This is a genomic window from Nocardiopsis sp. NRRL B-16309 (genome assembly GCF_001279585.1).
GTDB lineage: Bacteria > Actinomycetota > Actinomycetes > Streptosporangiales > Streptosporangiaceae > Nocardiopsis.
Map to the genome: position 1 here is coordinate 47,711 of NZ_LGEC01000126.1, position 19,503 is coordinate 67,213.

Below are 19,503 nucleotides of genomic sequence, written 5' to 3' on the forward strand. Positions count from 1 at the left end.
CACCACCGCGGAAGGCCCCCCGGCGCCCGGCTGCTCCCGCTGGTGGCGGAACGGACGGCGGGCGCCGCGGTGTGGGGACGCGCCACCCCGTGCGGATCGTGCGGGCCCGACCGGCATGATGGCGGGCATGGGGATCTGGCTGGGAATCGTGTTCGGTGTGCTCTCGTGCGCGGCCTACACGGCCGCGGCGGTGGCGCAGCGCAGGCTCGCCGTCCGCGTCCGGGCGCCGCTGACGCGCCGCGGTGAGCTGGCCGCGCTGCTGCGCCATCCCCTGTGGTGGGTGTCCCTGGTCTTCAACGGCGGACGCGCGGGCTTCCAGGTGGCGGCCGTGAGCTTCGCTCCGCTGACCGTGGTGCAGCCCCTGGGCGTTCTGGTGCTGGTGTTCGGTATCCCGTGGTCGGCCCGGCTGGGCGGGCGCCGGGTCGGCCGCGAGGAGTGGCGTGGCGCCGCCTTCACCGTGGTGGCGCTGGGCGTGCTGCTCGCGGTGACGGTCACCGGCGGGCAGGGCGGGGTGCTCAGCGACACCGGTTCGATCGTTGTGGGCCTGGGCACGGTCGGCCTGCTGGCGCTGACGGCGTGGGCGGCCGGCCGGACCCGCACGGCGGCGTGGCGCAGCTACCTGCTCGCCGGGGCCGCGGGGGTGGCGTTCGGCGTCTCGTCGGCGACCGTCAAGACCGCGGTCGCGGTCTTCGGCGACACCGGAGCCGTCGGCATGCTGCACCCGTCCGTGTTGGCGACGGCGGTGATCGCGGTGTTCGGGCTGTTCCTCGCCCAGGCGGCCTACCAGGGGATGGACCTCGGGGCTCCGCTGGGCATCACCACCATCGCCAACCCGGTCGCCGCGGCGGTCGTGGGCGTGGCCTTCATGGGCGAGGCCTACGCGGGAGGCTGGTGGGGCGGCGCGGTCGCCGCGGTGTGCGCGCTGCTCGCCGCGTACGGCATCCGCCTGCTCACGGTGCCGCAGAACGGGGCCCCGACGGAGGCGCCGGATCCCGAACCGGCCGCATAACGTTTCTCCGTACACCGCCCCCGGCCGGGGCCTCCCGGTTTCGTTGCGTTGTGTTTCGTCGCTTCGAGGGCGATGGCCGCCGCCGCGAGCCGGTGCGGCCGGGTGGCCGCCGCCCCCGGCCGGTACGCCGGGGAGGCGGCCGCAGGGCGTCAGAGCAACCAGCGGTTCGTGATCGGCAGCCGCCGGTCACGTCCGAGGGTGCGCTTGGTGATCTTGGGGCCGGGCGGGTACTGACGGCGCTGGTGCTCGGCCCGGTCGACCAGCCGGACGACGTGCCGGACGAGGTCCGGCGGGAAGCCGGCCGCGGTCAGGGCCGAGGCGCCGTGGTCGGTCCCGATATAGGCGTCCAGCAACCCGTCGAGGACCTCGTACCCGGGCTGCTCCGGCGCCGATCCGACGGCGTCCCACCCCCGAGCCGGGTCCCGCACCAGTGCCCGCTCCGGGATGGGCGGGGCCCCGTCCGTGTTCGGCTTCTGGGCGTTGCGCCACTGGGCCAGCTCCCGGACCAGTGTCTTCCAGCAGTCCCGGAGCGGCGCGTAGGCTCCCGCGCCGTCTCCGTGGTGAGCGCACAGGCCCATCGCCAGCTCGCTCTTGTCCCCGGTCGCCAGGATCAGGTGGCCCTCCTCTCGGGAGAGGGCCTTGAGGAGGACACCCCTGGACTGCTCCAGGAGGTCCTCCCCGCTCCCCGCGCCGGCGACGGTGATCGTCGACTCCAGGGCGTCGAGCAGCGTGTCCACGGGATACAGGCGCCGGGTGAGGCCCTGCCGTTTGATCAGTTCCTCGGCGTCGTCCAGGGCGGCGGGGTCACAGCCCCGACCCGGCATGACGAGCGCGTGGACGGCGTCCGCCCCCACCGCGTCGGCGGCGATCGTGGCGGCCAGCGCGGAGTCGGCTCCGCCGGAGACGCCGACCAGGACCGAGGTGAAGCCGTTCTTGCGGACGTGGTCGCGCACGCCGACCACGAGGGCGGAGTAGACCTCGCCGAGGTCGTTCAGGGGGTTGCGGCGCGGTGCGAGCGACGGCGGACGCGTCTCGTACGGCGCCGGAGCGCGGTCCGAGACCGTGTACCGGACGACGCGGAATCCGCCGGCCTCGTCCGCCTGTCCAAGGGTGTTCTCCGCCCGGGGCAGGACGACGTCGGTGACCAGCAGCTCCTCATCGAACTGCGCGGCGCGGGCTACGAGCTCCCCGTCGGCGTCGACGATGAGCGAGTCCCCCTCGAAGACGAGGTCGTCCTGGCCGCCGGTCATGTTCACGTAGCCGATGGCGGCGCCGAGTTCGCGTGCGCGGCGTTGGCACAACCCCAGCCGCACGTCGTCCTTGTGCCTCTCGTAGGGCGAGCCGTTGAGGGTGATCAGCATGCCCGCACCCGCCTCGGCCGCCGCGGCGACGGGGCCGCCGTCCTGCCACAGGTCCTCACAGATCGCGAAGGCGATGTCGGCCCCGTGCAGCTGGAGCAGCGGCAGCGTGTCTCCGGGAACGAAGTACCGGAACTCGTCGAACACACCGTAGTTCGGCAGGTGGTGTTTGGCCGAGACGAGCCGGATCCGGCCCTCGTGCAACACCGCGAGGGAGTTCTGCGGGGCGCCGGAGGGCTGGCCGAACCGGGGCCCGGGCCCCTTCCTTCGGCTGAGGAAGCCCACGACGACCGGGAGGTGCGCGAGACCCTCCGAGGCGAGCCGGGCCGCGAGGTTGTGGGTGGCCTTGGTGGAAGCGGAGACGAAACCGTCCCGCAGGGCGAGATCCTCGACCGAGTATCCCGTGACGACCATCTCGGGGAACACGACGAGATGGGCTCCAGCGTCACTCGCCTGGCGAGCGTGAGCGACGACGCTGTCGCAATTACCTTCCAGATCTCCGACAATCGGGTTGATCTGGGCCAGAGCTATACGAAGTTGTACCACGGCGGCGACAGTAGCGAATGAGTTAACACAGGCGCAACATGTCTCATTTACATAACGTCGGAATTGCGCCACTCACCCGACGGCCGCCGAAGGCGTCCGTGAACCGGTCGGCGGCACCCTCCCCAGTGAGATGAACCACAAGGCGCCCTTCCAGTTTCGGCGCGGAACACCGGACCACACCACCGGCGCCACCCGCACAGCACGAAGGAGCGAAGCCCCAGGTCAACAACGTTGACCCGGGGCCCCGCCGATGTTGTCCACCCCCGCCGCCCGAACGCGCCACGCCGTTCGCCGCCGCCACGCGAACGGACACCGAACACGAATTCCGAATCCCATTCTACTGTGAGCCATCTTGCATTCCGGGCGTTTTTCGCCTTATCTGGTCAACGGCTCGTTACACCCCACTTCGCGCCAGACTCCCCCACAGGCGACAATCTCGCCTATCGCGCCACCCCCGTGTCCGGACACGACAGACCACACACATCCAGCACCGAACATCCGCCCTGCCCACGCGGAACACCGACCGGTCGCGGAGCGAGACAACGCCGTCTCCGCCGACGACGAAGGGAAAGCCCCCTGTGGATGCCGTCAACGCGGGCATCGTCGCCTTCAGCGACGGGCTCTGGGCCTGGCTGCTCATTCCTGCCCTGATCATCCTGAGCACGTACTTCACGGTGCGCTCCGGCGCCGTGCAGTTCCGGATGATCCCCGACATGTTCAGAGCCATGCGAAGCGATCCGGGCCTGGCCCGCGACGGTGGCCGACCGATCTCGGCCTTCCAGGCCTTCGCCGTCTCCGCCGCCGCCCGCATCGGCACCGGCAACATCGCCGGTGTGGCCACGGCGATCGCCCTCGGCGGCCCCGGAGCCGTCTTCTGGATGTGGGCCATGGCGCTGCTCGTCGGTGCGGCGAGCTTCGTCGAGTCGACCCTCGCCCAGCTCTACAAGGTCGGAAGCAGGGAGGGATACCACGGCGGCCCCGCCTACTACATGGAGTACGGGCTCCGATCGCGCTGGATGGGCGTGCTCTTCGCCATCATCATCACCGTGACCTTCGGTTTCGTGTTCACGAGTGTGCAGAGCAACACGATCTCGTCCGCCGTGTCGACCTCGGTCTCCACCGTCTCCGGAGCCGAGAGCCCCGCGTGGATCGCCCCCGCGGTCGGCGTCGTGCTCGCGCTCGCCACCGGAGTCGTCATCTTCGGTGGCGCCCGGCGTATCGCCCGGGCCTCGGCCCTGATGGTGCCGTTCATGGCCGCGGTCTACCTGGCCATGGGGCTCGCCGTGGTCGCCCTGAACATCGACCAGATCCCCGCCGTGCTGACGGACATCGTCACCCACGCCTTCGGCCTGCGGGAGATCGCGGCCGGCGGACTCGGCACGGCCATCCTGCAGGGCATGCGCCGCGGCATGTTCTCCAACGAGGCCGGCCTGGGATCGGCCCCGAACGCCGCGGCGAGCGCCGCGGTCAGCCACCCCGTCAAGCAGGGCCTGGTGCAGACCCTGGGGGTCTACTTCGACACCCTCGTCGTCTGTTCGACCACCGCGTTCATCGTCCTGCTGTCCGATCCGACCTACACCGAGGAGGCCGGTCCGGTCCTGACACAGAACGCGCTGGAGGCCAACCTCGGTGCCTGGGCGCTGCACGTGCTGACGCTGATCATCCTGCTGGTGGCCTTCACGTCGGTGCTCGGCAACACCTTCTACGGGGCGGCCAACATCGCCTACCTGACGCCGAGCCCGCACGTGATGACCGTCTTCCGCCTGCTCGTGGTCGTGGTGGTCTTCCTCGGCGCGATCGGTTCCGGCGGCATGGTCTGGAGCCTGGCCGACACCACCATGGGCATCATGGCGCTGGTGAACCTCGCCGCGCTGGCTCTGCTGGCTCCGGTCGCGTGCCGTCTGCTCACCGACTTCGTCCAGCAGCGCGGACAGGGCCTGGACCCCTTCTTCACCAGGGACCGCATGCCCGATGTCACGGGCGTGCGGTGCTGGACGGAGGAGGACCTGGCCCACCTGCGCCCGCCCGTGCGCAACGGCTGAGCACCGCCTCCCGGCCGGTACCGCCGCCCGCCGCCCACAGCGGCGGACGGCGGTACCGGCGGTCCCACCACGGCGGTACCGGCGGGCCCCACCACGAGGGCCCTGAGGAAAGGTCCCCCGCTCGGGCGCCGCCCACCGCGGGCCGGTCGCCACAGCGCCGAGGGCCCGCCGCCGTCCCTCCAGGGGCGGCCGGAGCCCGTGCGGCCGCGTGGCCCGCGAGCGGTGGGTGCGGGTGCTCTCGGGTCGTCCACAGGGGGGTGGGCACGCTCATGGGTGTGGGGCACACTGACGGGGTGCCCGCACCCGCCCCCCTCCGGTTGCCACGCGCCTCGGTCTTCGCCGGGGTGTGCGTCGGTGTCTCCGCGAGCGGCCACGCGCTCTCCTCCGGGCACGGTGTGGCCCCGGCCGGTCTCGTGGCGGGCTTCGCCCTCGTGCTGGCCGCCGCCCACGGGCTCGCCCAGCGCGAACGCGGCCTGGGCGCCGTCACCGCGCTCATGCTGTGGTGCCAGCTGGCGCTGCACGTCCTGTTCTCCGTCACGGGCCCGGCGGCCGCGGTGACCGGCTCGCACGCCGCCGGGCACGAGGCCGCCGGCCCGGTCGGCGGCCTCGGCGGAGCCGGTCTGGGGCCGGGCATGCTCCTGGCCCACGCGGCGGCCGGCCTGGCGTGCGCGTGGTGGCTGCGCCAGGGCGAGCGCGGTGCCTTCGACCTCCTCGGACTGCTCCGCGGCCTGTTCCGGCGGCTCTTCGCCCGGCCGTCCCCGACACCGCCCCGGCCACGGCCGGTCGTCCCTTCGCGAGCACCGGTCCGCCCCGTCTTCGGCGGAGTGCTCTTCCTGCGCCACGTGCGCGTCCTGCGCGGTCCACCCGCGCCCTTCCCGATCTGAGACACCACCACCCGGCCGGGCCGTGCGCCCGGCCCCGCGTCGGCGTACCCGCCGACGCGTCCCCACCCGTGCCGGCGGCCCGCGCGCCGCTCGGTGTCCTGTCCAGGAAGAACGCACCCGTGAGTACAAGAACCCCCGAACACCCCGAACCGCCCGCCGCCGGCGCCCGGCCGGACGAGGCGATGCCCGAGGCCGCGACCCCCCAGCCCGGAGCCAGCCCCACCTGGTCCGCGCTGCGCCGCCTGCTCCTGCGCCTGCACTTCTACGCGGGGATCCTCGTCGCCCCGTTCGTGGTCGTCGCCGCCCTGACCGGGCTGGTGTACGTCTACACACCGCAGCTGGAACAGCTCCTCTACGCCGAGCAGCTGCGCGTCGAACCCGCGGACGGCGCCGTCTCCCTGGAGCGGCAGGCCGCCGCCGCGGCCGAGGCCCACCCCGAGGCGGAGCTGAGCGCCGTCCGGCCGGCCACGGCACCCGACGAGAGCACCCGCGTGCTCATGCACGCCGACGGCCTGCCCGACGGCCACCTGCTCGCGGTGTTCGTCGACCCCCACGACGCCGCGGTCCTGGGCGACCTGACCAGCTACGGCAGTTCCGGCTCCCTGCCCGTGCGGTCGTGGCTGGCCGAGTTCCACCGCAGCCTCCACCTGGGCGACACCGGCCGTCTGTACAGCGAGCTGGCCGCGAGCTGGCTGTGGGTCGTCGCCCTCGGCGGCGTGGTCCTGTGGACCACCCGGCGGCGGCGCGAGCGCCGACTGCGCCGGACCCTGCTCCCGGACACCTCCGCCACCGGGCGGGCGCGCACCCTGTCCTGGCACGGTTCCGTCGGCGTCTGGGCCCTCGCCGGGCTGGCGCTCATCACCGCGACCGGTCTGACCTGGTCGCAGTACGCGGGCGGCAACATCTCGCAGATCCGCGAGGCCTTCCACTGGCAGACTCCCGCCATGTCCGCGGCGGCCGACACCGAGCACGCCGCCCACGAGGACCACTCCGAGCACGGCGGCCACGAGGACCACGGCGCGTCCGCCACCGACCTCGACGGCGCACTGGCCGCCGCGCGCTCGGCCGGACTCGACGGGCCGGTCGAGATCGGCGTCCCCATCGCGGAGGGCGCGCCCTACACGGTGAAGGAGACCGTGCGCAGCTGGCCGGTCCAGCAGGACCAGGTGGCGGTGGACGCCACCGACGGCACGGTCGTGGAGGAACTGCGCTTCGACGACTTCCCGCTCATGGCCAAGCTCACCAACTGGGGCATCGGCTTCCACATGGGGGTGCTGTTCGGCCTCCCCAACCAGCTGCTCCTGACCGCCCTGGCCCTGTCCGTGCTGGCCATGGTGTTCTGGGGCTACCGGATGTGGTGGCAGCGCCGCCCGGCCCGGGGCGGCGCCCTCGCGCTGGGCCGCCCGGTCCCGCGGGGTGCCGGACGCGCCCTGCCCTGGTGGTGCCTGGTCCTGGTGGCCGTGTGCGCGGTGGGGGTCGGCGTCCTGGTCCCGGTGCTGGGGGTGTCGCTGCTGTGCTTCCTCGCCGTGGACGCGGCCATCGGGCTCCTCCGCCGTCGGCGCGATCGGCCGCGCGCCTCCGTTGCACCGCCGTCGGCCTGATCCTCCGGCCCCGAGCTGCGAAGATGAAGGAAGCCTCATCCTCGTTTCATCTGCGCGCCGACGGCGTGCGGCAGGCTCGGCGAGTATGAGATCACCCTTCCTGCCGCTGCTCGCGGTGGCCGTCACGGCCCTCGTGGCCGTGGCGGCGCTGGCGTGGTGGCTGGCCCCGTCGGAGTCCGTGTCCAGCCTTCCGGAGGAGGTCGTGGTGGGTGAGTCGTCCGGGGAGGAGCGGTCCGGCCCGGGCGACCCCCGTCCGCCCTCTCCCGGAGGTCCGGGCGGTGGCGTCGTGCCCGTGCCGCCCCCGGTCACCGACGGCACGGAGCCGTCCGGCGCCACCGACCGGCCGACCGGTTCCGGCCCGGACGCGACCGGTCCGCCCGCTCCCGTGTGCGACGACGATGACGACGACGATGACGACGAGGATGACGACGACTGCGGAGCGGACGACGATGACGACTGAGTCCGCGCCCGGCACCGACGCGAGCGACACGGCGCTCTTTCCCACCATGGTCCTGCGCGGGCCCCTGCCCGAACCGCGCCAGCGGCGCCGGATCCCGGCCCGGCTGCTCATCACGGCCTGGGTGGTGCTGCTCATGGCCGCCGTCCTGGCCCTGGTCACCGTCATCACCTGGCGCGCGGTCGACGCGAAGGTCGGCGAACGCGTCGACCGCGCCCTGAACCAGGAGATCGGCGAGTTCCAGGAGTTCGCCCAGGCCGGCACCGACCCCGAATCCGGTGCGCCCTTCACCGACGTCCCGACCCTGCTCAGCGCCTATCTGGCCCACCAGTACCCCGACGACTCCGAGATCCTCTTCGGCTGGGTGGGCGACGCGCCCGGGTCCGCCCACGGTACGGGCGGACCACCCGCCGACGGGGACGGGCGGATCCGGCAGGGACAGGAACCGCCCTTCGACCTGTCCGCCGAGCCGGACATGGTCGCCGAGATCCTCGGCGCCCCCGACGCCCGCGGCCGGACACAGACCCCCGCGGGGACCGTGGAGTGGCAACGGATCCGCGTCGTGCTCCCGGACGAGGGCGCCGACGGCTGGTTCGTCATCGGCTACTTCACCCAGGAAGACCGGGAGGTCGTCGCGTCCACCACGGGCACGGTCGCCCTGGTCAGCGCGGTCGGGCTGCTCGCCGCGGCGACCGCCGCGTGGTGGGTGGCGGGCCGGGTCCTGGCCCCCGTGCGCCTGGTCCGCCAGGCCGCCGCGCACATCACCGAGGAGGACCTCACCCGGCGCATCGCCGTGTCCGGGCGCGACGACATCGCGGCGCTCGCCGAACAGTTCAACAGCATGCTGGACCGGTTGGAGGGCGCGTTCACCGAGCAGCGCAGATTCGTCGACGACGCCGGCCACGAGCTGCGGACCCCCATCACGATCGTGCGCGGCCACCTGGAGCTGATGGGCGACGGGCCCGACGAGCGCCGCGAGGTCGTCCGCCTGGTCACCGACGAACTCGACCGCATGGGCCGGATCGTGGAGGACCTGCTCCTGCTCGCCAAGGCCCAGCAGCCCGACTTCGTGCGCGCGGCACCGGTCTCCCTCGCGGAGCTGACCAGCGACATCGACGCCAACGTGCGCAGGCTCGGCGACCGCGACTGGCGGCTGGAGTCGGTCGCGGAGGGCCACGGCGACCTCGACGCCCAGCGGGTGGCCCAGGCCGTCGTCCAGCTCGCCGCGAACGCGGTACGCCACACCGAGCCGGGGTCGGCCGTGCGGATCGGCTCCGCGCTCGACCGTGACCACGTCCTGTTCTGGGTCGCCGACCAGGGCCCGGGGATCCCCGCCGAGGAGCACGGCCGGATCTTCGAGCGCTTCTCCCGGGGCGGCGGCTCGGCCCGCGGCGACCGGGGCGCCGGCCTGGGACTGGCGATCGTCCGCGCCATCGCCGAGGCCCACCAGGGGCGCGTCGACCTGCGCTCCGCACCCGGCGCCGGATCCACCTTCACCCTGGTCATCCCCCGCCGGAAGGAGCTCGCGTGAGCCGTGTCCTGATCGTCGAGGACGAGGAGAGGATCGCCTCCTTCGTCCGCAAGGGGCTGACCGCCAGCGGCTTCACCGCGACGGTCGTCGGTACCGGGAGCGAGGCCGTCGACTACGCGGTCACCGGGGGGTTCGACCTCATGCTCCTGGACCTGGGGCTGCCCGACACCGACGGCTTCGACGTCCTGCGCCGTGTGCGTGCGCTGGGGGTGGACATCCCCGTGGTGATCCTCACCGCCCGCGACGGCGTGCGCGACACGGTCACCGGACTGGAGACCGGCGCCGACGACTACGTCACCAAACCGTTCCGCTTCGAGGAACTGCTGGCCCGGGTCCGGCTCCGGATGCGGACCGAGCGGCCCGGCGCCCTGACCGTGCTGGAGGCGGGCGGGCTCTCCCTGGACCTGCGCACCCGCCGGGTGGCGGTGGACGGGACCGCGACGGACCTGACGGCACGCGAGTTCGCCCTGCTGGAACTGCTGATGCGGCACCCGGGCCAGGTGCTCACCCGGCAACAGATGCTGTCGCACGTGTGGGGCTACGACCACGACCCCGGGTCGAACGTGGTGGACGTCTTCGTCCGGACGCTGCGGCGCAAGGTGGGCCAGGAGCGCATCACGACGGTGCGGGGCATGGGGTACCGGCTCGACGGCTGAGCCGAAGATGAGGGTCTCCTCATGCCGGGCTCATGGACTCCTCACCGCCGGTCACCACGATGGCCACCATGATCTGGTTCGCACTGGCGGTCGACCTGGCCGCGATCACGCTCTTGTCCTACGCCCTCTACTTCCGCCGCCACGGACGGCGCGACCTCCTTCTCGCCTACGCGGCCCTCAACACGGGCCTGTTCGCCGTGGTGGCCATGCTGACGAACCAGGAGGTCGGGATGGCGGTCGGTTTCGGACTCTTCGGCGTTCTGTCGATCCTGCGGCTGCGGTCCGACCTGATCAGCCAGGGCGAGATCGGCTACTACTTCACCGCCATCGCGCTCGGCCTGGTCAACGCCGTCGCGGCGTCGGCGCCCTGGGTCCTGCTGGGCCTCAACGCGCTGTTGCTCGCCGTCATGTACACGGCCGACCATCCGCGCCTGCTCTCCGGCCACCGGCGGCGGATCCTCACCCTCGACGTCGTCCACGAGGACCCGGTGGCGCTGCGGCAGGACCTGGAGGCACGCCTGCGCGGGCGTGTGAGGCGGGTGGACGTCACGGAGGTGGACTACGTCCGCGACCTGATGGTGGTCGACGTCCGGTACCGCGCGGCCGGGGAGACGGGAGACGGCTTCCCCACGCGTCGGGCCGCGCGGTTCCCGGTCCCGGCCCGGCCCGGAGGGCGCGGGTGAACCCGCTGGCGGCGGCCCTGGACGGTCTGCGTCCGATGCCGCTGGCGGAGGTGGACGCCCGTGCCGCCCTGCTCTCCCGCACCTGCCGCAAGTACCTCGTGCCCCTCGGCCTGCTGCCGACGCTCTTCGCCGGCGCCGGCGGGCGCAGCGGGGTGCTCGCCATCGGCGGGCGGCGCGTGTTCCGGTACTCCTCCACCTACCTGGACACGCCTGGCCTGGCCACGTTCCACGACCACCGGCGGGGTCGGCGGCTGCGGTTCAAGGCCCGGGTGCGCGCCTACGTGGACACCGGGACACGCGTGTTCGAGGTCAAGCTCGAAGGGGCGCGCGGTGTCACCGAGAAGGTACGGATGGCCTACGACGGGCCGGCCGACCGCCTCACCCCGCGCACGAGGGCGTTCGTGGACGACGCGGTGGGCGCCTACGGGATGGATCCCCCGGACCTGCTGACGGCCAGCGCGGTCACCGACTACCGCAGGTGCACGGTCGTGGCGTTCTCCGGCGCGGAGCGGGTGACCGTCGACACCGGCCTGGTCGGCTACCGCGACGGCCGGTGCGTGCGGATGCGCCCGGGCCTGGCGCTGGTGGAGGTCAAGACGCGGGGCGGGCTCACCCCGACCGAGCGCCGCCTGCACGAGCACGGCCACCGGGCGGTCGGCTTCAGCAAGTACGGCGCTGTGCTCGCCGCGCTGGAGCCGGGACTGCGGGGCCACCGGTGGCACCGGGCCATGCGCGCCTGCCTGGGGGAGCCCGCCGAGGTCCGATGCGGCGAGGGCCCGTGGGCCTGAGCCCGGGCCGGGGCCGGAACGCCGCCGCGCGGCCGGGCGGCCGGGCGGCCGGGCGGACCGCCGGGAGCGTCACCGCGGTCGGCCGGGCACCCGTCACGGTCTAGGATCCGGACATGCTCATCATCGGCTTGGCGTTCGCCCTCGTGGGCGCACTCGTCCACGTGTACATCTTCGTCCTGGAGTCGGTCCTGTGGACCTCGCCGCGCGCCCGCGCGGTCTTCGGCACGACCGAGGAGCAGGCGCGGGCGACCCGAGAACTGGCGTTCAACCAGGGGTTCTACAACCTCTTCCTGGCGGTGGCCGTGGTCCTGGGCGCGGTGCTGATCGGCGCGGGGCTCACGAGTGCCGGAGCCGCCCTGGTGTACGCCGGTGCGGGGTCGATGGTGCTGGCGGGCACGGTGCTGGCCGTCTCGTCGCCGCGCAAGCTGCGTCCCGCGCTGATCCAGCTCGGCCCGCCCCTGGCCGGTGTCGCGCTGCTGACGCTCGGGCTGGCCTGGTGAACTCCGGCCCGCGCGGAGTGTGAAGGAGGAAGGCGGGTGTTTCACGTGAAACACCCGCCGAAGGCGGCCGCCGTCCCGTATCCGAGCGGGACGGCGGCCCGTCGCCGGTTCCCTCCGCTACGAGGGGAACGCGCGACGCACTGAGCGTTCCCCGGACCGGCCTCCCGTACCCGCCACGCGGCGGGTCAGCGCTCGGCGGTGACCCGGCCGCCCTCTCCGTACCAGGGCCACCACTCCGCCGTGCGGCCGTGCGGGAACATCCGGTCCAGGCGGATGGTCACCCGCAGCGCGAACCCGCCGGCGATCATCCCCGCCACCAGGTCGGTGAACCAGTGGAAGTGCAGGTAGATCGAGACCGTCGACTGCAGCAGCGCGATGCCGACGATGCAGAAGGCCAGCCGCCGGATGACGTGCGGCCGGGCCGCCCCGAACCTGATGATGAGGAACAGCACCAGCCCGTAGATGAGGATGGCGTTGGCCCCGTGCCCGGACGGGAACGCGACGTTGCCCGGCCCGGCGAAGAACTCCGGGTCGTAGTTCTTGGCGTGCCCCCGGCTGATGGCCAGCTTGATGACGGAGACGAACGACATCATGCCGAACACCCCGACCGCCCCCAGGACGATCGGCCGCCAACTGCGGTGCCAGTACGCCAGTTGGACCGCGGTGACCCCCAGGACGGGCAGCGCGACCATACGGGAGGCCACGGTGTCGGGCCAGAAGATCAGCGGCTCGCGCAGCAGGTCGAAGTAGGGTCTGGGCAGCTCGTTGAGGAAGTTGTCGACGGGGTGGAGCGGCCCGGCCGCGAGCATGGTCATCACGATGAGCGCCACGGCGAGCATGATGGCGATCCGGTCCGAGGCCAGGCCCCATGCGATCTCGCTCACACTGGGCCACTTGACCGCGCGCACGACGGGTCGGCCCGGGGCGTCGTTCGTCACGCGGACGACCGGGATCGGGCCGCTGTAGGGCCCCGTCGCCGGGGCCTGTCTGTCGTGTGGTTGCGTGATCTGTCTGGACCGCAGGTGCCGGGTCCGCGAAGAGTGCGTCATGTGCTCAGTGCTGTCTCACATGTCGTGGGCTTGCCTGTGGCACTTGGTTAGCGCGGGGGCACTGGCCAGCCGATGCTGTTGGAACTGATCCTGACGTCCTCAGGGCCGACTCGGGATGCGTGTGGTCGGCGGCGGTACCGCCTCACCCCGTTCGACGGTCGAACCTTCGGCCCGGTTCACGTCTTCGTGTCCGGACGCTGGCAGGCTCGACGTCCAAGGCGACCGGTCGACGGCGCGTCGGGCGCCTTTTTCCGGTCTGTACTCGTATGCGCAGGTCAGGGCGCTCTCATCAGATCCGCCTTCTATGAGGCGGATCACCCACGTTGGGAGGCGGACATCGCCGACAGATGAGCCTACCCGGACACTCCTTCCACCTGGGGCCGTGCTCGCTCCAGTGTGACCCTTCCACCACGGACTTTGCCCGCCGCTCCCGGAGACGACCGCGACGGTTCACCGCCGTGCGACCGTTTCGTGAGCCATCCGTTAGCGCTTCGACGCCTGGGGTCCGCTCGACCCGTGCGCGTGTGGCACTCTTCAAGGAGCTTGTACGACGTGGAGAGGACCGGCCGGCGCGCGGAGCGCGTGAGAGTCGAGGAACGGAAGGGCCCTGGATGGTCGACCTGCCCCGGTTGCCGGATGATCCCTCGAAGCTGGCACGCGAGCCGCTCCGGGAACAGATCCGGCAGGTCCTGGTCGAGGGTCTGCTGTCCGGCCGCTGGAAGCCCGGTGAGCGGATCGTCGAGCGCCGCGTCGCCACCGAGCTCAAGGTGAGCCAGGCACCGGTCCGCGAGGCCCTGCGCGAGCTGGAGACCCTGCGCCTGATCGAGACCGTGCCCAACAAGGGTGCCCGCGTGCGGGCCTTCGGCGTGCAGGACATGGCGGAGATCTATCCCGTCCGGGCCGGTCTGGAGCTCGTCGCGGCGCAACTGGCCGCACCGCGCCTGGCCGAGGACGCGAGCCGGCTCGAACACGAGGTGGAGGCGCTCAAGAGGGCGACCGCGCAGGGCGACGTCGCCGAGCAGATCCGGCACAGCGTGGAGTTCCACCGCGAGGTCGTGCGGGCCGCCGACAACAGCGTCCTGCTGCACACCTGGGAGTCGCTGGGCGTGGAGGTGTGGACCGCGCTGTCCGTGCGCTGGCTCGACATGCGGCTGCACGCCAAGGCCGCCGACCACGACCAGATCACGCGGGCCTTCCGCGAGGGCGATCCCCGGGTGGGCCAGATGCTCAGCGAGCACGTCCTCAACTACGTGGAGGCGGCGCTGAAGTCGCACGGAGGCGCGGGCTGAACCCACCGGCCCCGTCCTCGCGTCCGCCATCCCGCCCCTGTCCCCCCGTTCTCGTGCATTCGGTCACGGCCCTCCGCACCCGGCTCTCGGGCCCGGCCCCCTCCACGGACTGTTCCGGACCCCCGGAGCCCGTGCGCACGGCCCAGCCCGCCCCCGCGGTCGCCTGGGCATCCCCCGTGCTGGCGGAAGACGCCGACAGTGCCCAAGCCCGCCCCCGCGGGCACCTGGACATCCCCGTCCGCCCGCCTCGGCGCCCCCGGCCCGAGCGCTCCGGCGTCCTCCGTCCGCCCGTGCCGGCGCCCGGGTCCGCCCATCTCGGCATCATCCGTCCGCCCGTGCCCGCTCCGCGCCGCATGCGCGTGAGCGGACCCGTCGCGCCGAACTTCCGTCATCTGCCATAAAGTCGTATTGATCGATCATCGATCAGACCGTAGAGTGTGCGCGACGCACGTCACACGGACACGCGCGTGCCCCTCGGGCGGCGGAGTCGTTCATCCGGCCGGTGGACGAACCCTCGCGCCCGACACTGCCACGCCGACAGGCACATGCATAGGGCAGGACAGACCGGGAAGCAATGCGGTCAGGGGTCCGGGCGACAACTGCACACCAGACCCCATCAGCGCTTCGCGTCCGGGGAGGACGAGCCACGGTCCCCAGGACGCGCCCCGCGACAGCCACAAGAGCGCCGCCACCGTTTGAGCCCGGTGGCGCCGCACGTCACGGCCGCGCCCGACAGCGCGGCCACGACGGGCCCCGCGCTCCCGCCCCACAGGGCGGGAACGAGAGGCCTCTCGCACGAAGAAAGGCACACCATGGCTGACACGGCCAAGCCGAAGGGCGGCACCGCCCGGGCCTCCACGTCCCGGCGGCGCGGCCGCAAGGACACCTCCCCCGGCCTCGGCGACGAGAAGCCCGAGGTCCTGCTCGACTACTACCGCCAGATGGTGTTCGTCCGGCAGTTCGAGCAGCGCACCGGCCAGGCCTACACGCAGGCCCGGATCGGTGGCTACTGCCACCTCAACCTCGGCGAGGAGGCCACGGTCGTCGGACTGATGACCGCCCTCCAGGAGCGCGACTACCTGTTCACGAACTACCGTGACCACGGTTACGCGATCGGCAAGGGCATGGACCCCAAGCGGGTCATGGCCGAGCTCTACGGGCGCTCCGACGGGGTGTCCAGGGGCTGGGGCGGCTCCATGCACATGTACGACACCGAGACCCGGATGCTCGGCGGGTACGGCATCGTCGGCGGGCAGCTCCCGCTGGCCACCGGCGCCGCACTGGCCATCTCCTACCGGGGCGGCGACGAGGTCGTCATGTGCCAGATGGGCGACGGCACCACCAACATCGGCGCCTGGCACGAGTCGCTCAACATCGCCAAGCTGTGGAACCTGCCCATCGTGTTCGTGGTGATCAACAACTTCACCGGCATGGGCACCACCGTCGAGATGTCCTCCGCCGAGCCCGACCTGTACAAGCGCGGCGCCGCCTTCCGCATCGAGGGCGAGCGCGTGGACGGCCGCGACGTCCTGGCCGTCCGCGACACCGCGAGCCGCCTCATCGAGCGCGCCCGCGCCGAGCAGACGCCGTTCCTGCTGGAGGCCTGGAGCTACCGGCAGAAGGGCCACTCCGTCGTCGACCCGGCCAAGTACCGCACCGAAGAGCAGCGCGACGAGGCCAGGTCCGAGGAGAACGACCCGATCCAGATCTTCGGCGAGAAGCTCGCCAAGGCGGGCCTGCTCACCGACGAGCAGCGCGACGAGATCAACGCGTCGGTCAAGGCCGAGGTCGCCGAGGCCGCCGACTTCGCGGAGAACAGCCCGCACCCGGACGTGTCCACCCTCTTCGACTACACGTACGCCAGCCCGGTGCCCAACGAGTCGCGGCGCATGCCCGCCGACCCGGTGTTCGCAGAGTAGAGAAGGAACGAGCACATGTCTGTGATCACATACCGCCAGGCTCTGCGGGACACGCTGCGCGCCGAGATGGTCCGCGACGAGAACGTCCTCGTCATGGGCGAGGAGATCGGTGTCTTCGAGGGCTCCTACAAGATCACCGAGGGCCTCCTCAAGGAGTTCGGCCCCCGGCGGGTCAAGGACACCCCCATCGCCGAGGAGGGGTTCGTCGGCGCCGCCATCGGCGCGGCCATGCTGGGCCTGCGCCCGGTCGTCGAGCTGATGACGATCAACTTCTCGCTGATCGCCATCGACCAGATCATCAACCACGCCGCCAAGATCTACGGGATGTTCGGCGGCCAGACCAGCGTCCCCATGGTCATCCGCACCCCCGGTGGCGGCGGCCAGCAGCTCGGTGCCACGCACTCGCAGAACATCGAGCTGTTCTACTCCTTCATCCCCGGCCTCAAGGTGATGGCGCCCAGTACGCCCGCCGAGGCCTCCTCGATGCTGCGCGCGGCCATCCGCGACGACGACCCGGTCCTGTTCCTGGAGAACCTGGGCCTGTACAACTCCAAGGGCGAGGTCCCCGACGGCTACGCCGAGCCGTCCAACGACGACGTGGCCACGATCGGCCGCGCCGGTGTCACCCGCGAGGGCAGCGACATCACGCTCATCGGCTACTCCCGGATGGCCATGGTCGCCACCCAGGTCGCCGAGAGGCTCGCCAAGGAGGACATCAGCGTCGAGGTCGTCGACCTGCGCAGCCTCCGCCCCCTCGACCGCCAGACGTTCGTGGACTCGGTCAAGAAGACCGGCGCCGCGGTGATCTGCGAGGACGACTGGCTGACCTACGGGATCGGCGCGGAGATCGCCGCCTCGATCCAGGAGGGGGCCTTCGACTACCTGGACGCCCCGGTCCGCCGCGTGGCCATGGCCGAGGTGCCGATGCCCTACGCCAAGCCGCTGGAGACGGCGGCCCTGCCGTCGGTCGAGTCGATCAGCACCGCCATCAAGGAGACCCTGAGCGCCGTCGGCAAACGGGTCGGGTAGAGGGAGTTTCAAGCATGAGCGAAATCCAGATGCCGCGCCTCTCCGACACCATGGAGGAAGGCGTCATCAGCACGTGGGTCAAGAAGGTGGGCGACAAGGTCGCCGCCGGCGACGTCCTGGTCGAGATCGAGACCGACAAGGCCGTCATGGAGTACGAGGCCTACGAGGACGGCTTCCTGGTCAAGCAGTCGGTCAACGAGGGTGACACGGTGCCCATCGGCGCGGTCATCGGTGTGATCGCCGACTCCCCGGACGCCGAGGTGGCGGACTCGGCCCCGGCCGCCCCCGCCGAGCCCGCGGAGAAGGAGGAGGCCCCGGCCGAGCAGCCCGCGCCCGCCGCGCGGGAGACGGCTCCGGCGGAGCCCGCTCCGGCCGCCGACGAGTCCGGCGCGTCCGGCGACGGCGAGGGGCCGCGTCCGCGCACCTCCCCGCTGGCCCGCCGCCTGGCCAAGGAGTACGGCCTGGACATCACCCGGATCCAGGGCTCGGGCCCCAAGGGCCGGGTCGTGCGCGCCGACATCGAGGCCGCGGCCAAGAACGGCGCCGGCGCCCAGGCTCCGGAGCCCAGTGCTCCCGCGGCGCCGGCCGCGGCGGCTCCCGCCGCGCAGGCCCCGTCCTTCGACGACGGGCGCGCCTCCGAGGAGCTCAAGGTCAGCAACGTGCGCAAGGTCATCGCGCGCCGCCTGACCGAGAGCAAGCAGCAGGTGCCGCACTTCTACCTGCGCCGCACGATCGACGCCGAGGCCCTCAAGGCCTTCCGCGCCCAGATCAACGAGCAGCTGGCGAGCACGGGCGCCAAGATCAGCTTCAACGACCTGATCGTCAAGGCCTGCGCGACCACGCTCAAGCTGCACCCGGCCGTCAACACCTCGTGGGTGGACGACAAGCTGCTCCAGCACCACCGGGTGAACGTCGGAGTGGCCGTGGCCGTCGACGCGGGCCTGGTCGTGCCGGTCCTGCACGACACCGACAAGGCGACGCTGTCGGAGATCTCCACGCGCACCCGCGAGCTGGCGGGCAAGGCCCGTGACGGCAAGCTGAAGCCGCAGGAGATGAGCGGCGGCACGTTCAGCGTGTCCAACCTGGGCATGTTCGGCGTGGACAGCTTCTCCGCGGTCATCAACCCGCCGGAGGCGGCGATCCTCGCGGTCGGCGCGATGCGCCAGGAGGCCGTGGTCGTGGACGGCGAGGTCGCGGTGCGCAACCGCATCTCCCTGGAGCTGTCGGTCGACCACCGCGCGGTGGACGGCGCCGTCGGTGCCGCCTTCCTCAAGGACCTGGCCGAGATCCTCGAGGAGCCCATGCGGATCATCCTGTAGTCGCACAAGCGAACGCCCCGGTCGGGAAGGCTCCCGGCCGGGGTGTTCGCGTGTGCGCCCGTGTGCGCCCGTGAGCGCGCGTTCCGTGGTGGCCCGTGGTCCGAGGCGCTCCGCGCCCGTGTCGGTCCGGTACCGGCGCGGCAGCGGTCGGGGGCACTCCCGCGACGGGGCGGAGAGGGCGGAACCGTCGTCGGGCGGCGGCTCGCCCGTCCGCGGTCCGTCCCGGGAGCGGCCGTGCGGCCGTCGTCCACAGGCTGTGGACAGAGTGCGGTCGCCGCTCAGGCGTGGCCCAGGCCGGTCTGGTCCGGCCGGTCGTCCCGGGAGGCCACGTTGCTGTGCTGGCCCACGCTGGTCGGGACGGTGTGCCGGGCCCGGCCCTTGTCGATCCCGAGCAGGCGGTTGAGGTGCCCCTTGCGCCCGACGACCAGCCAGGCGATCGCCCCCAGCAGGGGCGTCCAGAGCTCGAAGACGACCCACAGGAGCTTGCCGCCCGCGGTGAGGTCGGAGTCGGCGAGGGTGGAGACGATCGCCCAGATGAGGAGGATCAGCACCGCGAGGCCGATGGCCAGGAAGATCACCCCCGCGATCCCGCTCAGCCACACGGCGCTGTCGTCGACCGTGTTCGCGAGTTCGTGCGCGACCCCCTGCGCGAGCGCGATGTCCATGACTCCCCCATACTCACAGTGACATTCTTAATGCACAGAGTAATTAAGCGGCGGCGAGTCTCCCCACATATCGACACTTTCGGGCGTTTCTCCGGCCGCGGGACCCGGTTCCGAATCACTGGCGGTGACGCGGATTCAGGCGACGACTTTCGCGTAGGGCCCCCCACCAGGCTTTTCC

Annotated in this window: 17 protein-coding genes; 14 read left to right on the forward strand and 3 right to left on the reverse strand. The window is 72.1% G+C overall.

What is annotated here, in order from left to right; genetic code table 11:
• The first annotated feature begins 127 nt into the window (after positions 1 to 127).
• On the forward strand, positions 128 to 1,009 hold the full coding sequence (locus tag ADL05_RS27005; protein ID WP_369801002.1) for a DMT family transporter: 882 nt from the start codon (positions 128 to 130) through the stop codon (positions 1,007 to 1,009).
• A gap of 149 nt (positions 1,010 to 1,158) precedes the next feature.
• Here the strand turns inward: ADL05_RS27005 and ADL05_RS27010 are convergent, their stop codons facing one another.
• Complete coding sequence (locus ADL05_RS27010) at positions 1,159 to 2,913, reverse strand: NAD+ synthase (protein WP_197285949.1); 1,755 nt, start codon at positions 2,911 to 2,913, stop codon at positions 1,159 to 1,161.
• 578 nt (positions 2,914 to 3,491) lie between these two features.
• Here ADL05_RS27010 and ADL05_RS27015 point away from each other — a divergent pair.
• The 9 genes from ADL05_RS27015 (at position 3,492) to ADL05_RS27055 (ending at position 12,055) form a co-directional block, all read left to right on the forward strand.
• On the forward strand, positions 3,492 to 4,955 hold the full coding sequence (locus ADL05_RS27015; protein WP_053619840.1) for a sodium:alanine symporter family protein: 1,464 nt from the start codon (positions 3,492 to 3,494) through the stop codon (positions 4,953 to 4,955).
• A 293-nt stretch (positions 4,956 to 5,248) separates the two neighbouring features.
• Positions 5,249 to 5,839, forward strand: coding sequence for a hypothetical protein (locus ADL05_RS27020; RefSeq protein ID WP_231640918.1), 591 nt, complete (start codon positions 5,249 to 5,251; stop codon positions 5,837 to 5,839).
• 182 nt (positions 5,840 to 6,021) lie between these two features.
• A complete protein-coding gene (locus tag ADL05_RS27025; protein ID WP_053619842.1) occupies positions 6,022 to 7,440 on the forward strand; it encodes a PepSY domain-containing protein in 1,419 nt (472 codons plus the stop codon).
• 85 nt (positions 7,441 to 7,525) lie between these two features.
• Positions 7,526 to 7,900, forward strand: coding sequence for a hypothetical protein (locus tag ADL05_RS27030; protein ID WP_053619843.1), 375 nt, complete (start codon positions 7,526 to 7,528; stop codon positions 7,898 to 7,900).
• Complete coding sequence (locus tag ADL05_RS27035) at positions 7,890 to 9,428, forward strand: cell wall metabolism sensor histidine kinase WalK (RefSeq protein WP_231640920.1); 1,539 nt, start codon at positions 7,890 to 7,892, stop codon at positions 9,426 to 9,428. The genes ADL05_RS27030 and ADL05_RS27035 overlap by 11 nt, the downstream gene beginning before the upstream one ends.
• Positions 9,425 to 10,084: a response regulator transcription factor gene (locus tag ADL05_RS27040; RefSeq protein WP_053619845.1), complete on the forward strand. Its 660-nt coding sequence runs from the start codon at positions 9,425 to 9,427 to the stop codon at positions 10,082 to 10,084. Before ADL05_RS27035 ends, ADL05_RS27040 begins: the two co-directional genes overlap by 4 nt.
• 68 nt (positions 10,085 to 10,152) lie before the next feature.
• Positions 10,153 to 10,767, forward strand: a complete 615-nt coding sequence (locus ADL05_RS27045; RefSeq protein WP_082376940.1) for a DUF4956 domain-containing protein — start codon at positions 10,153 to 10,155, stop codon at positions 10,765 to 10,767.
• 35 nt (positions 10,768 to 10,802) lie between these two features.
• Positions 10,803 to 11,555 (forward strand): polyphosphate polymerase domain-containing protein, encoded by a 753-nt coding sequence (locus tag ADL05_RS27050; protein WP_156366081.1) that lies wholly within the window; start codon positions 10,803 to 10,805, stop codon positions 11,553 to 11,555.
• Between the two features lie 113 nt (positions 11,556 to 11,668).
• Positions 11,669 to 12,055 (forward strand): DUF1304 domain-containing protein, encoded by a 387-nt coding sequence (locus ADL05_RS27055; protein WP_053619848.1) that lies wholly within the window; start codon positions 11,669 to 11,671, stop codon positions 12,053 to 12,055.
• Between the two features lie 185 nt (positions 12,056 to 12,240).
• Here the strand turns inward: ADL05_RS27055 and ADL05_RS27060 are convergent, their stop codons facing one another.
• Positions 12,241 to 12,963: a phosphatase PAP2 family protein gene (locus ADL05_RS27060; RefSeq protein ID WP_231640927.1), complete on the reverse strand. Its 723-nt coding sequence runs from the start codon at positions 12,961 to 12,963 to the stop codon at positions 12,241 to 12,243.
• A 752-nt stretch (positions 12,964 to 13,715) separates the two neighbouring features.
• Between ADL05_RS27060 and ADL05_RS27065 the strand changes: the two genes are divergently transcribed.
• The 4 genes from ADL05_RS27065 (at position 13,716) to ADL05_RS27080 (ending at position 18,660) form a co-directional block, all read left to right on the forward strand.
• A complete protein-coding gene (locus ADL05_RS27065) occupies positions 13,716 to 14,393 on the forward strand; it encodes a GntR family transcriptional regulator (RefSeq protein ID WP_053619849.1) in 678 nt (225 codons plus the stop codon).
• 812 nt (positions 14,394 to 15,205) lie between these two features.
• Positions 15,206 to 16,312: a pyruvate dehydrogenase (acetyl-transferring) E1 component subunit alpha gene (pdhA, locus tag ADL05_RS27070; protein ID WP_053619850.1), complete on the forward strand. Its 1,107-nt coding sequence runs from the start codon at positions 15,206 to 15,208 to the stop codon at positions 16,310 to 16,312.
• Between the two features lie 15 nt (positions 16,313 to 16,327).
• Complete coding sequence (locus ADL05_RS27075) at positions 16,328 to 17,341, forward strand: alpha-ketoacid dehydrogenase subunit beta (protein WP_053619851.1); 1,014 nt, start codon at positions 16,328 to 16,330, stop codon at positions 17,339 to 17,341.
• A 14-nt stretch (positions 17,342 to 17,355) separates the two neighbouring features.
• Positions 17,356 to 18,660 (forward strand): dihydrolipoamide acetyltransferase family protein, encoded by a 1,305-nt coding sequence (locus tag ADL05_RS27080; RefSeq protein ID WP_053619852.1) that lies wholly within the window; start codon positions 17,356 to 17,358, stop codon positions 18,658 to 18,660.
• Positions 18,661 to 18,938: 278 nt separating this feature from the next.
• Here the strand turns inward: ADL05_RS27080 and ADL05_RS27085 are convergent, their stop codons facing one another.
• Positions 18,939 to 19,325 (reverse strand): PLD nuclease N-terminal domain-containing protein, encoded by a 387-nt coding sequence (locus ADL05_RS27085; RefSeq protein ID WP_082376926.1) that lies wholly within the window; start codon positions 19,323 to 19,325, stop codon positions 18,939 to 18,941.
• Positions 19,326 to 19,503 lie beyond the last annotated feature (178 nt).